The sequence below is a fragment of the Paenibacillus sp. FSL R5-0887 genome (genome assembly GCF_038002305.1).
GTDB lineage: Bacteria > Bacillota > Bacilli > Paenibacillales > Paenibacillaceae > Paenibacillus_AQ > Paenibacillus_AQ odorifer.
In genome coordinates this window covers 3,869,496-3,883,467 of sequence record NZ_JBBOCE010000001.1, presented here as the reverse complement: position 1 = coordinate 3,883,467, position 13,972 = coordinate 3,869,496, and the positions used below count along the sequence as shown (strand labels likewise).

Annotated in this window: 11 protein-coding genes; 9 read left to right on the top strand and 2 right to left on the bottom strand. The window is 40.8% G+C overall.

Annotated features, from left to right (window positions below; translation table 11 throughout):
• Window positions 1-101 precede the first annotated feature (101 nt).
• The 3 genes from MKY14_RS17295 (at window position 102) to MKY14_RS17285 (ending at window position 3,056) form a co-directional block, all read left to right on the top strand.
• A complete protein-coding gene (locus tag MKY14_RS17295; protein WP_076130480.1) occupies window positions 102-1,028 on the top strand; it encodes an EamA family transporter in 927 nt (308 codons plus the stop codon).
• Window positions 1,029-1,189: 161 nt separating this feature from the next.
• On the top strand, window positions 1,190-1,978 hold the full coding sequence (locus MKY14_RS17290; protein WP_076304964.1) for an isocitrate lyase/PEP mutase family protein: 789 nt from the start codon (window positions 1,190-1,192) through the stop codon (window positions 1,976-1,978).
• A gap of 7 nt (window positions 1,979-1,985) precedes the next feature.
• Window positions 1,986-3,056, top strand: a complete 1,071-nt coding sequence (locus MKY14_RS17285) for a bifunctional transcriptional activator/DNA repair enzyme AdaA (protein WP_076130462.1) — start codon at window positions 1,986-1,988, stop codon at window positions 3,054-3,056.
• Between the two features lie 37 nt (window positions 3,057-3,093).
• Here MKY14_RS17285 and MKY14_RS17280 read toward each other — a convergent pair whose 3' ends face one another.
• The gene (locus MKY14_RS17280) at window positions 3,094-3,759 is read right to left on the bottom strand and encodes a TetR/AcrR family transcriptional regulator (protein ID WP_076194117.1); all 666 of its coding nucleotides are present in this window, start codon (window positions 3,757-3,759) and stop codon (window positions 3,094-3,096) included.
• Window positions 3,752-4,954, bottom strand: a complete 1,203-nt coding sequence (locus MKY14_RS17275; protein ID WP_340976962.1) for an MFS transporter — start codon at window positions 4,952-4,954, stop codon at window positions 3,752-3,754. Before MKY14_RS17275 ends, MKY14_RS17280 begins: the two co-directional genes overlap by 8 nt.
• Before the next feature lie 261 nt (window positions 4,955-5,215).
• Between MKY14_RS17275 and MKY14_RS17270 the strand changes: the two genes are divergently transcribed.
• The 6 genes from MKY14_RS17270 (at window position 5,216) to MKY14_RS17245 (ending at window position 13,969) form a co-directional block, all read left to right on the top strand.
• Entirely contained in the window at window positions 5,216-6,754 is a 1,539-nt protein-coding gene (locus tag MKY14_RS17270) for a response regulator (protein WP_340976961.1), read from the top strand.
• Between the two features lie 19 nt (window positions 6,755-6,773).
• The gene (locus tag MKY14_RS17265) at window positions 6,774-8,576 is read left to right on the top strand and encodes a sensor histidine kinase (protein WP_076184836.1); all 1,803 of its coding nucleotides are present in this window, start codon (window positions 6,774-6,776) and stop codon (window positions 8,574-8,576) included.
• A gap of 17 nt (window positions 8,577-8,593) precedes the next feature.
• Entirely contained in the window at window positions 8,594-10,129 is a 1,536-nt protein-coding gene (locus MKY14_RS17260; RefSeq protein WP_076307004.1) for a response regulator transcription factor, read from the top strand.
• A 115-nt stretch (window positions 10,130-10,244) separates the two neighbouring features.
• Window positions 10,245-11,951: a sugar ABC transporter substrate-binding protein gene (locus MKY14_RS17255; RefSeq protein WP_339281412.1), complete on the top strand. Its 1,707-nt coding sequence runs from the start codon at window positions 10,245-10,247 to the stop codon at window positions 11,949-11,951.
• Window positions 11,952-12,038: 87 nt separating this feature from the next.
• Window positions 12,039-13,007 (top strand): ABC transporter permease, encoded by a 969-nt coding sequence (locus MKY14_RS17250; RefSeq protein ID WP_340976958.1) that lies wholly within the window; start codon window positions 12,039-12,041, stop codon window positions 13,005-13,007.
• A gap of 59 nt (window positions 13,008-13,066) precedes the next feature.
• Entirely contained in the window at window positions 13,067-13,969 is a 903-nt protein-coding gene (locus MKY14_RS17245; protein ID WP_139329891.1) for a carbohydrate ABC transporter permease, read from the top strand.
• Window positions 13,970-13,972: the final 3 nt, after the last annotated feature.

Sequence of the window (13,972 nt, the reverse complement as noted above, 5' to 3'; positions counted from 1 at the left end):
TGTATTCTTTGGTTTCAATCGCCCCTTGTCATTTCGATGACAAGGGGCTTTATTATGTTAATGAGCTTGCTCAAGAGAAAGGGAAGAGGTTTACGATGAATATGAAGTTATTCAAATATGCTTTACTAGTTTTTTTAGGCGCTTGTAGTTATGGCTCACTCTCTACGATCGTCAAACTTGGAATGAACGATGGCTTTAGAATGAAACAATTGGTAGGATCACAATACTTTTTTGGATGGTGTATGCTGCTCTTGCTGGTCTTATTATTTTCTCGAAAGAAATTAGGGCTAAAAACAGGCGGGAAATTATTAGCCGCTGGGATCACCATCAGTTTAACTGGCATTTTTTATGGCTTCGCCGTTGAACAATTACCTGCTTCGATTGCGATTGTACTGTTATTCCAATTTACTTGGATCGGTGTAATTCTGGAGGCGGTTGTAGATCGAAAACTTCCTAGTCGGGAAAAAGTGATTTCGATGGTTATCCTTCTAATTGGTACAGTATTAGCGGGGGGCATCCTTGAGCCGAGTATAGGTGGAATTACGACCACTGGTGTAATTTTTGGCTTAATGTCAGCCGTGTCGTTTGCTTTCTATATTTTTGTGAGTGGAAGAGTAGCTACGCAGGTGCCTGCCGTTAATAAAAGCTTGTATATGACCACTAGTGCAATGGTTATTATTATGACTGTTTTTTCGCCTTCGTTTTTATATGACGGTGCGATTACCGATGGGCTTTGGAAATACGGCCTACCTCTAGGTTTGTTGGGCATCGTAATTCCAGTTCTGTTCTTTTCGATCGGGGTTCCGAAGCTGGGTTCAGGTCTAGGCGCGATTTTAGGGGCAGCGGAGTTACCGGCAGCTGTAGTAGCCTCCGTGTTAGTTCTGCAAGAAGAGGTATCATTACTTCGCTGGATCGGTATTATCGTAGTTCTGATCGGGATCGCAGCTCCACAAATCCTACCGATGGGGACAGGGAAAAAGTCATCCAAACCATCACCAAAACAATCACTCCGTAAGGTAGAACTTTAATCGGCAAACTGGCATCGATGGTATGATCTGATCCTGAGAGGATTAGATTATCTATCGGTGTTTTTTTGTGGAAAAAAAGATTGGTGTTAATTTTTCTGGTATCGATAATGGATGTCTATTATATAGTGGTTCTATTCTTAACTAAATGGAGATGACCACTTATGAACACTAAAAACTATGACTATTTTAAAACGCTGCATGATCAAAAAAATCCACTGATCCTGTACAACTGCTGGGATGTAGCCTCGGCTAAAGCAATAGAGCAAGCTGGAACAAAGGCGGTAGCAACTAGCAGCTATTCCATGGCGGAAGCGTGGGGATATTCGGACGGTGAACAGCTTACATTTGAGTTTATGCTTTGGATGATTTCAAAGATTGCCGAACGAGTAGCGGTTCCATTGACCGTAGACATCGAAGGTGGATATGCTATAGATGAGGATATTTTAGCGCATAACATGGAGCAGTTATTTCAATTAGATATCTGTGGTATCAATTTTGAAGATCAGATCGTAAATCATCCTAACAATGAACTATGGGAGACCAGCGAACAAAGCCGGAGGATCAAAACCATACAACAAGTAGCCTCCAAACTGCAAAAGCGAGTGTTTATTAACGCTAGAACGGATATCTTTTTCAAGGCTAAGGAACATTCGATGGATCTAGTCAATCAAGCTATAGAACGTACCTATGCTTATGCTGACGCTGGAGCGGATGGGATTTTTATACCGGGGCTCGCTGATCCAAGCTTGATTGAACAATTTGTTGAAAAATCGCCACTGCCTGTGAATATTATGGTTATGGACGGTATGCTTTCAAATCATGAATTGCAAAATATTGGCGTGAAACGGATTAGCTATGGACCGCGTAGTTTCTTTCAGGCACAACATAACCTCCAAGAAAATGCCCGGCAAACGCTTGATGCCTCAGGACTTTATTTAGAAATGAGCTAACCACAATATGATAACTAATGAGCAGGATATCGATAAATATTATAAGATGCTGGTCGAGAAAAATTCGAATTATGAGGGCGTATTTTTTGTAGGAGTGAAAACAACGGGCATCATGTGTAGGCCAACTTGTCCGGCTAAAAAGCCATTAAAAGAAAATTGTGAGTTTTTTGCTACAGCCAAGGAAGCCTTATTAGCTTCATATAGACCTTGTAAAAGGTGTCAGCCGCTATCCAATCCAACAAAAATGTCTCCTGAAGTAAAGCTGCTTGTAGAAGCTATTGAGAGCAATCCGGAACGAAAATGGACAGATAAAGATTTTGATGAGCTGTCTATTAGTGCAAACACGGCACGCCGCCAATTTAAGAAACAATTTGGAATGACCTTTATCGAATATGCACGTTCTAGACGTTTAGGACTGGCATTCAAACATATTAGGAATGGGGATTCAATCATTAACGCACAACTGGAAAGCGGGTACGATTCGAGCAATGGATTTAGGGATGCTTTTTCACGAACGATGGGGACTGTCCCGAATCATTCCAAGCAGATTAAAGTGCTGTACTGTACTTGGATAGAAACGATATTGGGTTCTATGCTGGCCATCTCCGATGAAGAGAGTCTTTTACTGCTGGAATTTGTGGATCGCAAGGGACTTGAAAATGAAATCAAGAGATTACGCACTCGTTTAAATGCAACTATATTACCTGAAAAGGTAGCCGTCCTTCACCAAATTGAGGAGGAATTGAAGCTGTATTTCACCGGTGAACTTACGGAATTTACAACGCCGGTTCGTTATTTGGGCTCAGACTTTCAGCAAAAGGTGTGGAATGAACTCCGGAAAATACCTCTGGGACAGACAGCTTCTTATAAGGAGCTTGCAGAGAAAATCAACAATCCTTCTGCTTGCCGCGCTGTAGCAAGGGCGAATGGCACCAATCAACTCTCAATCTTGGTTCCATGTCATCGAGTGATAAATAGCAATGGTGAATTGGGGGGCTATGGAGGCGGGCTTGCCAGAAAAGAATGGTTAATCAAACATGAGTCTAACCGCTCCTTAAAGGAGAATAATTTTATTTAACTACTTCTCTCTATTACGGAGAAAGTGATGGGTCCCCTTACTTCAAGGCAGGAGATTCATCACTTTCTGTACTTAAATACTGAACTAACATGTCCACAAATCGGTTAGCAATTTGAATATCCTGAAGTTCGTTGTTGAAATCGTCTTTGGAAATCAGGCTCATTTTCTGCAATAAACCCATCATAGACGTGAAGATGAAATGAGCAGTGGATAAGGGTTCTGTATCAAATTTTAATGATCCATCTTTAACTCCGGCCTCTAGAGCATCCATTAAGAAATGTCGTTCTTTACCCCGCATCACAAAATTTCTGTAATTTTCTTTGAGTTCTTTACTGTAATCATAGGCTTCAAAATGCAAATCGAATAGAAGAATGAATTTGATGTAACCTGGGTGTTGCCGGGCATAATCAATCCAAGCATTAAGCATCGAAGCAAGCATTTGCTTACCATTCATTTCAATTGAAGAAGGTGCGCTTCTAACAAATTGCGTCATACTCTCCAGGATTTCCATCTGGACCTCAAAAATCAGTTCGTTCATGGACTGGAAATGCTTATAAAAGGTAACCCGGCTTACACCAGCCACGTCGCAGACATCCTTAATATTAACTTTGAGAAAGCTTTGCTTCATAAAAAGATCCTTCGCCGCAGCAATCAATTCTTCCCGGTTTCTGTTTTTTAAATTCTGGTGCCAGTTCTCAGTCATGGGTTACACTCCTTTCTTGTTCTTTTTTTGGTTTTTGTAAGGTGATGAAAAAGGCAGATGCCAGGATAATTGCCCCAAAAATATAGGGGATATCCATGTGTTTGTCAAACATCAATCCCGCTAAAATGGGTCCAAGTATGTTTCCTATGCTGGTATACGTTGTATTTAATCCGGCAGCAAATCCTTGCCGATCACCAGCTGAGTTGGCAATCAATGTACTTACTGTGGGTCGTAAAAAAGCATTAAAAGCAAAAAATAAACCGGATACAACTAATAAATAACCTAAATTGATCTTGAATATCATCAACAATAAGGTTATAGCGGTCATCACCAATGATATACGTATAAGCTTTATCTCGCCAAGTCTCTTAATCAGATGATCAAGCAGCCAGATCTGCACAATAATGCCTATAATAGCACCAACCGTAATAATGATTGAGATTTTCGTTGCATCAAAACCGTATTTTTGTTCCACAAAAAGGGCGTACACCGTTTCATAATTCATCAAACCAAATGTCATAATCAGAATGAGCAGCAGATAGCGGAAATAGGACGTCCGGAATGAATTTACGATTTGATTACGAATGGCTTCCCGAGGGGCCCATTTGTTAACGGATTTCCGTTTTTCCTTTGGGAGTGTCTCTGGCATATAAAAACAAAGTATCGTAGCGATAAGCCCAAGTCCACCCGCAAAAAAATAAGGCATCCGTATGCCAAACCCAGCGATAATGCCGCCTAACCCTGGACCAAGTACCATACCCAAATTCATGGAAGCCCCCAAGTACCCCATACCTTTAGCGCGGGTTTCATGGGTGGTGATATCAGCGACGTAGGCCATATTGGAAGGAACCATGATTCCGATACCTATACCCCCAATAAATCTTGCGATATAGAGTAGGGGTAATGTCGTAGAGACAGCAAATATCAGATCTGAAAGCACGGTTAAAAACATTCCGGAAATGATCATTGATTTTCTTCCCCATTTATCAGAAAGCTGTCCCCCTATAGGTGAAAAAATAAACTGTGCTGCTCCAAAAGCTGCAATAAGATATCCGGCAGCAGCTCCTGACGCATTAAACAGCTTCAGATACTCAGGTAGAATGGGAATAACCATACCTTGCCCTAATAAAGCGATAAATAGATTCAACATCAGAATGAAAAGTGGAAATCTAGCAGACTTAGATAAGCTGCTCATATCTTAGCCCTCCCATATGGTTTACACTGTGTAATTCTTTACTCGATGTAAACCATGATAATGGAATGATGGGTCCTTGTAAAGGTGTATCTGAAATTTAGGATACGTCGTTTTTTGTACGTTTTTTCAAGTAAAAAAAGTACTGTTTTAAACAAAAGAAGGAAAATTTATGAATTCACATCATTATCCAAGTATGATAGCATGATCTATATATTTTGGTGTAAAGCGCGGGCTTATCTTAATAAGATTGGAGCGAACATCATGCTTAAGGTTCTGATCGTGGACGATGAACCCTGGGTTCTTGAGGGGCTAAGGACGATGATCGACTGGGAAAAATTCGGTTATGAAGTTTGTGGTGAAGCTCAAAACGGCACGGATGCGATGAGGCTTATCCAGGAGAATAAACCGGAACTGGTTCTTACGGATATTAATATGCCTGTAATTGACGGACTTGAGCTTATTACAAAGTTGAATGAGGTCATGGAGAAACCTCCTAAATTTGTGATTCTGTCTGGATATGATGACTTCAAGTATGCACGTACGGCATTGCGCCAGCGGGTAAATGAATATTTATTAAAACCCATTGATGATGAAGAAATAGAGGCTTTATTAAGCAGGATCACTCCAATAATCCAAAATGAAATCGCTTCCAATGAGGAGTTTGATAAAAAGCAATTTTTTATCGTAAATAATATCATCAACCGCCTGATCCAAGGGGAGTATAACGAAAATTTAGAGCTTCTAACCCGAAACACCTTGAAGCTTCAAGCGGATGCAGAGTTAATGTGTATTCTTATCGAACCGGCCTCCTCTATGAATCCATTCCAACCGCAGATAAGTGATTATTTTTCCGAGGAACACTTCTGCTTCTTTCAAGACGGATCGGGAAGAGCGGGGATCATTCTTCAGTCTGCTTCTATCGGCAATGAGAGCCTGGAGACTATCGTCAACCAGATGCATTCAGATCTTACTGAACAATCACAGGAGCTGGTCTTTCTAGCACTTAGCAGCAGAATGGTCGGGGTGAGCTCGATTCGAGAGATTTATAGGCAGGCACTTGAGGTATGGAAACGAAAAACGCATCAGCAGAAAAGAGGGGTCTTTTATTATAGTGAGCTTAGGAGCCTGAAAAAGGAAGAACCTCATGAGGATCATTTCAGACAGCTGCTGCATAAGGTCCAAACGAATGATACGGAACAGATCCAGCCTTGTGTAAAAGAAGCGTTCACTGCTTTCGTCGAGAATCTGCTGACCCTTGAAGTTGTAAAAGCAAAAGTGGCCCATTTAGAGCTTACGATCTGTAGAATTATAGCTCAAATGAATGGAGACCCGGATACGATTATGATTAAGCTTCAGCAAGAATACGGAAATCTAGGTGAGCTTAGTGATTATTTTATATTAAGCAATTATGTACAAAGTCTGTGTGAACGGGCTGCCGTCTATCTGTCTGAACTAGAGCAGCAGAATGAACAAAATACGATCTACAAGGTTATTCAGTATGTGGATCGGGAATTTCGGAATAAATTAAAACTTCAGGATTTGGCACAACAATTTCATATTAATTCTACCTATTTGGGACAACTGTTCAGAAAGCAAACGGGTCAGGGTTTTAGTGAATACCTAAATGCCAAACGGATTGAAGAGGCAAAAAGTCTGCTGAAACGAACACAGCTAAAGATATCGGATATAGCGGTGCAGGTGGGATTCTCTAACACTGATTATTTTATAGATAAGTTTAAGCTGCTTGTAGGGGTAGTACCATCCGTGTATAAAAATGAGAATAAGAACCAACAGCTCTAGGGGAAGCAAGGTGTTTCATATGGAGAGAAAAAAATTCAGATTTAGAAAAGTAGTGAATGATATTCCCTTAAATTATAAATTTTCCCTTATTTATATCATAGGTGTTCTTCTCCCTATCATTATTATTAACCTTGTTTTTTTGGATCGGATTTCCGATCTGATCAAATCGAGAGAGCAGCAGAATCTAGAGATATCCTTAGAAAGAGCCCGAAAGGATATTCATGACTTCATTGAAGGTGGGGTAGCTGTCAGCTATACGCTTTCTGCTGATAAGAACCTGTATGAATTGCTTGAGCGGACGTATGGGAACTCTATTGAATTCTATGACACTTTTGATGAACAGCTAAGAGGCCGCATGAATAGCTATATGCCGGTGAACAATCAGATTGAACGGATTACTGTATTCACGAACAATGATTCCATTGTTTCTGGCAGCAACTATCAGGTCATCAATGAAAAGGTTATGAATAGTGAATGGTATAAGCAGTCGAAGGCTGCGAATAAACATCTGTTTCTTGCCGCTTATCATATGAGTGACATCTCTAGTGTGATTTCTACAGCGCCTTATTTGAGTGTTATTGAGCGAATGGACGCTTACAGCTCATACAATAAATTTGAAAAGCTGCTTAGAATTGACTTGGATCTCAGTAAAATATATGACGTGATTATCAGAGAAAAAGATTACTTGAGTCTTTATCTGGTTAACGAGCAGGACGAGATTATTATGTCTGCCCAAAGCGGGTATCAAAGAGGCACCACGGAACCTTATCCCGTGTTCAAGCTGCAGGATGATGAGCGCAAGGAGGATGTGCATATTGTACCCGTCGGCGGAGCTAGTTATATAAAAGGCTGGCGGATAATAGGAATTACACAAGGTGAGCGTATTGCCCAAGCGATAATGGAGATTAGGATTTATGCAGGGATTCTGGCGTCCATTGTCACGCTAATCACAACCGCTTTTTTATATGTGATGTTAAGATCCTATAATTATCGGGTGAAACGGTTATCCAGACATATGCAGAAAGTATCCAATGAGAAATTTGAGCTGATTCGGATTGATGAAGGCCAGGATGAGATCGGGGGCCTGATCCGTAATTTTAACAGGATGACCACTACCATTAATTCCTTGATCAATGATGTATATAAACTGGAGATTCAAAAAAATAATCTGGAGATGGAAAGAGTAAGGGCTGAGCTGAATTTCCTGCAAAGCCAGATGAATCCGCATTTTCTGTTTAATACGTTAAATGCCATTTTGGTAGTCTGTACTAAAAATAATTACTCAGATGTTACGGATATCATTAAGAGTTTATCGAAATTACTTAGACGGCTGCTGAGCTGGAAAGAGGATCTCGTTACCTTGGAAGAAGAAATGACTTTCATTGAGATGTATTTGAAAATTGAAAAATTCCGGTTCAGGGATAAATTCGACTATCAATTTGAGATCGATGAGCAGTCGCTTCAATATAAGATTCCCAAGCTAAGCATGCAGCCGCTCGTTGAGAATTCCTGCAAACATGGTCTACAGGCCATAGAGGGACTAGGTGTGATAAAAGTGAAGACGTTAGTGGAGGAGGGACGATTAAAAGTTACCGTCTCTGATAACGGTAAAGGGATAGAGCCAGAGAAGCTGCAAGAATTATTAGGTAATGTTCAAAATGAAGCGTCTTCGGGAACGAATATCGGAATCCGCAACGTGTACCGCCGATTAGAATTGTACTATGAAGATCAGGTCCGTTTTGATATCAGCAGCGTTCCGGATGAAGGGACCATTGTCACTTTTGACATTCCACTAAAACTCCTGGAACGGAAGAATAGCTAGAAAGTGAGGGACCCCCAATGAAATACAAAGTATTATTGATCGATGATGAGCCTAGTGCGCTTGAAGCGATGCAGCTGTGGATTGATTGGCAGGAGCTTGGCTTTGAGGTATGTGGAACCTCCAGCAATGGCAAAGAGGGGCTGGAGCTAATGAAACAGCTAGAGCCAGATCTTGTAATTACGGATGTTAATATGCCGCTAATGAATGGGCTGGAGATGGTCGCAGCTTGGCAACAAGCTGAGATTAAGGAGATCAAATTTGCCATACTAAGTGGTTATAGTGAGTTTGAATATGCTAAGACAGCTATACACTATGGAATTAATCATTATCTGATGAAGCCAGTGTTTCCGGAAGAGGCGGCAGAAGAATTGCTGGAGATATATCAGGAGCTGGAGCAGGAAGCTCAGAAGCGCAGTTTAAATCAAATAGCCTCCGCGGAGGAGGCTGTTTCTCTCCTGAAAGGAATGCTGCATGAGAAAGCTGAGCAGTCGAATCAGGAGGTACTTAACCGACTATCGAAAGGTAAAAACCATTGGAATATTTGTTTGATACAGACAGAGCCGGTTTTATATACGGAGATCAGAGAGCAAGCCTCAGCCCTCCTAACCGATAAAGATTCTATGTTTCTGATGGATCTGGAGAGTCATTGTTTTGGAATCGTATATGGATACAATTCATTGTCCACTGAGGGAGCTGTGATCGATCAGATTGCAACTCCTTTGCTGAATGAACACCCCAAACAAGCTTTATATATTGCAACAGGTGCTGGTGTAGGCTCCTTGCTTCAGATCGGGAACAGTTTCCGAATGGCGAAAGAAGCATTAATGTATTATTTTTATTTTTCTGAAAATGTAGAGATCCTGACTTATCAGGAGATTAAGGATAGTCCCTTTAGTTATCATTATGATCAAATTCAACTGATGGATGACTTGATAAGACCGATTAACACCCTGGACTCCGCAGGCTTTAGCCAAGCTGTGAACTCGGCAGCCCGCAGTTTCCGGGAACAGCGCATCGCTCCAGAGGTTGTGAAGAAAATTGTTATTCATATGATGTATAAGATTATTGAGTTTACCTCGGAAGCCAGTGAAGTTCATGAGTCCTCCTTATCTAATCAAATTAGAATCCCCGCGATGTTAGACTCAATGATCACCTTGACGGACTTAATGCGTAATTTGCTATTCTGCGGCGAGGCCAGTATCGATATCCTTCTTAAGGAACAAAACCTAAAATCACAGGGGATTGTTCAGGAGATTAACAATTATATTGAAGAGCATTTTCGCGAATGTCTTACTATTAAGAGACTATCAGAGGTTTTTTTCCTGCACCCGGTATATCTGGGTCAATTATTGATCAAGAAGAACGGTATTAATTTCAATGAACAGCTGCATAACCTCCGAATAAAAGAGGCAGTACATTTACTTCAACAAAATAAATTAAAAAATAGTGAAATCGCTGAAAAAGTGGGCTATGGCAATTATAGTCAGTTCCTCAAGCAATTTGAAAAAAAGCTGCATATGAGCCCTAACGAATTTAAAAACACTAATACCTAAACTTTTTGGGGGTACATCTTTAATTCTGGCGTATTTTCAGAAGATTATCACCTCTATAATTTAACTTGTAAGGGCTTACAACATTGTTACACCAACAAATATATGGAGGTGCTTTATGGGGGGCAAGTTAATATCCAAATGGAAACTTAGTCTGATTGCTGTGTTATCCCTAAGCTTTACCTTAGCAGGGTGCGGAGGAAATAACAGCAACAATACGACGGCTAAAGGGGAAGACAAACCAGCAGAAACAGCCACTTCAACTGCTGCAGGAACAGATTCTGATAAGATTGAACCTTTTGAAATTAGTATCTTTCTTGGAGAAGCAGGCCAGCAACCAACACCAGATAATAAAATTTACAAAATGATTAAAGAAAAAACAGGCGCATCCTTCAATTTCGAATTCTTAGCTGGGGATCTTAACCAGAAGCTAGGCGTAATGATTGCCGGTCAGGATTATCCGGATTTGATGACTGCCAATACTAAGCTGACAGGAGCGGAAGCTTTTATCCCGCTTGAAGATTTGATTGAACAATATGCTCCAAACTTGAAAGCGCATTACGCAGATTACTGGAACATGATGAAAGACCCGAATGATGGACATATTTATACGCTTCCGAATTATGGTGCGTATAACGGTAAAGTGAATACAACCTATTATGCAGGTCCTGCTTTCTGGATTCAGAAGGACATCCTGAAAGATGCTGGTTATCCAAAGGTGAAGACCTTGGACGAGTATTTTGACCTCATTGTGAAATATAAAGAAAAAAATCCAACTATCGATGGAACGCCAACCATCGGATTCGAAATTCTTAACAACGACTGGAGAAACTGGGGATTGTTTAACGCTCCTCAGCATCTGATCGGGCACCCGAATGATGGCGGAGTGGTTGTTAATGATAACGTTGCAGAAATCTTCGCAGATAAAGACTATGCTAAGCAATACTATCAAAAGCTTAATGAAATGAACCAATTGGGCGTTATCGACCAAGAAACATTTGTGCAAAACTACGATCAATATTTGGCAAAACTGTCCAGTGGAGCCGTTCTGGGAATGTTTGATCAGCACTGGAACTTTGGTTCAGCAGAAGATTCACTCCGGACACAAGGTAAAGATGAAAGAACTTATGTAGGACTTCCACTTGTGTTTGATACCAGCACTAAAGATTATTATCTGGATCGCCCAGCGCTGAACTTGAATAATGGCTTCGGGATCAGTATCAATGCCAAAAATCCTGAAAGAATTATTAAACTAATGGATACATTGATTCAAGAAGATTGGCAAAAAATCTTCACTTGGGGTATCGAAGGTGAAGATTATCAAGTGGAAAATGGCCGCTTTATAAGAAATGAAGAACAACGGAAGAACGCAGTTGATGCTACATGGAAGCTCAGCAACAAAGCAGATGCTTGGTATGCTACAGCTCCGAAATTGCAAGGATTCTTTGAGGATGGAAACTCAACAGATGCTGCGGCTCAACCAGAAGAATACCGGGCTGCACTCAAGCCGTATGACAAGGAAATCCTTGATGCTTATGGCTTCAACAGTTATGTGGATTTCTTCAGCGAGCCTGAGCCGAACCCAGTAGCTTATCCAGCTTGGTCCATAGATCTTGTTGAAGGCTCAGATGCCAAAATTGCCGAAACGAAGCTGAATGAATTGCGAACCAAGTACCTGCCAAAAGCAATCTTGGCCAGTCCATCAGAATTCGATAAGGTTTGGAATGACTTTGTTGGAGAAATTGGTAAAGCGAATGTCAAAGCCTATGAAGACAAAATCAATGAACAGCTTAAATGGAGATTTGATACTTGGAGTGTTAAATAGTTAGAGCTTGCTTAAAAATCAGAAAGTGGTGGCTTATTAGGCCAACCACTTTCTGAAATATATGGATGATGTGGGGAGAAAACATATATGGATGAGATATTAACGGGGAAAAAAGTTAACCGGCATCCTAAAAGAAAAAAGAAGCAACCGATTACTATGACCTTGATTAAGAATCAGAAACAGCTGATTTGGATGTCGGTTCCATTAATGCTTTATATTATACTATTTGCTTATGTTCCCATCTGGGGATGGACGATGGCTTTCCAAGATTATAAACCAGCTAGAGCATTTAGTGAACAAACATGGGTGGGTTTAAAACACTTCAAGTTTCTTTTTACGGACGATAGCTTTTTGAGAGTACTGCGCAATACGTTGGCCATGGGCCTAATTAATCTAGTTCTAGGATTTGTGACTGCGATAATACTGGCATTGCTGCTTAATGAGATCAAAAATGTATTTTGGAAAAGAACCGTTCAGACCATATCCTACTTGCCTCACTTCCTCTCTTGGATTATTGTAACAGGCATTGTAGCTACTTCTCTTTCGGTTAATGACGGGATTATCAACATCGTGCTCATGAAATTGCATCTCATTGATTCACCGATCCTTTGGTTGAGTGAAGGGAAGTATTTCTGGGGTATTGTAGGTGCTTCACACGTCTGGAAAGAAGTCGGATGGAGTACTATCATCTACTTGGCGGCTATCGCCTCTATTGATCCGGCTTTATATGAAGCTGCTGAGATTGATGGAGCGAACCGGTATGAGAAAATGCGTCATGTAACTTTGCCGGGCATGAAAGCAACCATTGTAATCCTGTTAATAATGTCCGTAGGACATGTACTGGAAGCTGGATTTGAGGTTCAGTACTTGTTAGGAAACGGGCTTGTCGTAGATTGGTCGGAAACGATTGATATATTTGTATTGAAATATGGTATAGCGCAAGGGAATTATTCCTTAGCTACCGCGGGTGGTATTTTCAAAACAGTCGTAAGTGTAACGTTGCTGCTATTAGCTAACTGGACTGCGAAGCGGCTAGGGGAAGAGAGGCTGTTATAATCATGGAAAAAACTCAATTGATTCCTCAAAAATCTCCAAAAAGTAATGCTGGAAACCGGATGAAAAATCTGAGGTTCGAACCCGTAGTGTTCAGCACCTTCAATACTATATTTATGGTTTGTCTAGTTATTGTTACCTTGTATCCATTCCTGAATACTATAGCAGTCTCCTTTAATGCGGGGAATGATACCATCCGCGGCGGCATTTATTTATGGCCTAGAGAGTGGACCATACAGAACTACAAAGCGGTTTTTGCCTCAGGTACAATTTATAATGCTTTTTGGATTTCGGTAGCACGAACAGTGATATCTACGATCCTGAATCTATTTTTAACTACGATGCTTGCGTATACATTAAGCCGGAAAGAATATGTTTTCCGCAAACATATTACCTTTATATTCGTCCTTACCATGTATTTTAGTGCGGGTCTGATTCCAAACTATTTCCTTATGAAGGATCTTCATTTGCTCAATTCGTTCTGGGTATATGTAATCCCGTCCATGGTAAGTGCATTTAATATGATCGTTATCCGTACTTATATTGGTACCTTACATGAGAGTCTTATGGAATCTGCAAGAATCGACGGTGCCGGGGAATTCAAGATCTTCATGAAAGTAGTCTTCCCTTTGTGTAAACCTGTTCTTGCTACCATCGCCCTTTTTGTTGCAGTAGGTGCGTGGAACCAATGGTTTGATGCGTTTATCTACACCTCTTCCCGCCAGAACTTGAGTACATTGCAATATGAATTAATGAAGCTGCTATCCTCTACTATGAACTCGAACAGTAACCCTAGTGTAAATAATGGGACAGGGATGACTCAGGAGTCGGTACATGCCATGGTTACACCAATCTCCATACGGGCAGCCGTTACGATCGTTGCTTCGGTTCCAATTTTGCTAGTTTATCCATTCATGCAGAAATATTTTGTGGTCGGTCTAAATGTAGGAAGCGTGAAGGAATAAGGA

Coding starts and splice junctions, on each gene's coding strand:
- MKY14_RS17295 (WP_076130480.1), top strand. CDS start 102: ATGAAGTTATTCAAATATGCTTTACTAGTTTTTTTAGGCGCTTGTAGT.
- MKY14_RS17290 (WP_076304964.1), top strand. CDS start 1,190: ATGAACACTAAAAACTATGACTATTTTAAAACGCTGCATGATCAAAAA.
- MKY14_RS17285 (WP_076130462.1), top strand. CDS start 1,986: ATGATAACTAATGAGCAGGATATCGATAAATATTATAAGATGCTGGTC.
- MKY14_RS17280 (WP_076194117.1), bottom strand. CDS start 3,759: ATGACTGAGAACTGGCACCAGAATTTAAAAAACAGAAACCGGGAAGAA.
- MKY14_RS17275 (WP_340976962.1), bottom strand. CDS start 4,954: ATGAGCAGCTTATCTAAGTCTGCTAGATTTCCACTTTTCATTCTGATG.
- MKY14_RS17270 (WP_340976961.1), top strand. CDS start 5,216: ATGCTTAAGGTTCTGATCGTGGACGATGAACCCTGGGTTCTTGAGGGG.
- MKY14_RS17265 (WP_076184836.1), top strand. CDS start 6,774: ATGGAGAGAAAAAAATTCAGATTTAGAAAAGTAGTGAATGATATTCCC.
- MKY14_RS17260 (WP_076307004.1), top strand. CDS start 8,594: ATGAAATACAAAGTATTATTGATCGATGATGAGCCTAGTGCGCTTGAA.
- MKY14_RS17255 (WP_339281412.1), top strand. CDS start 10,245: ATGGGGGGCAAGTTAATATCCAAATGGAAACTTAGTCTGATTGCTGTG.
- MKY14_RS17250 (WP_340976958.1), top strand. CDS start 12,039: ATGGATGAGATATTAACGGGGAAAAAAGTTAACCGGCATCCTAAAAGA.
- MKY14_RS17245 (WP_139329891.1), top strand. CDS start 13,067: ATGAAAAATCTGAGGTTCGAACCCGTAGTGTTCAGCACCTTCAATACT.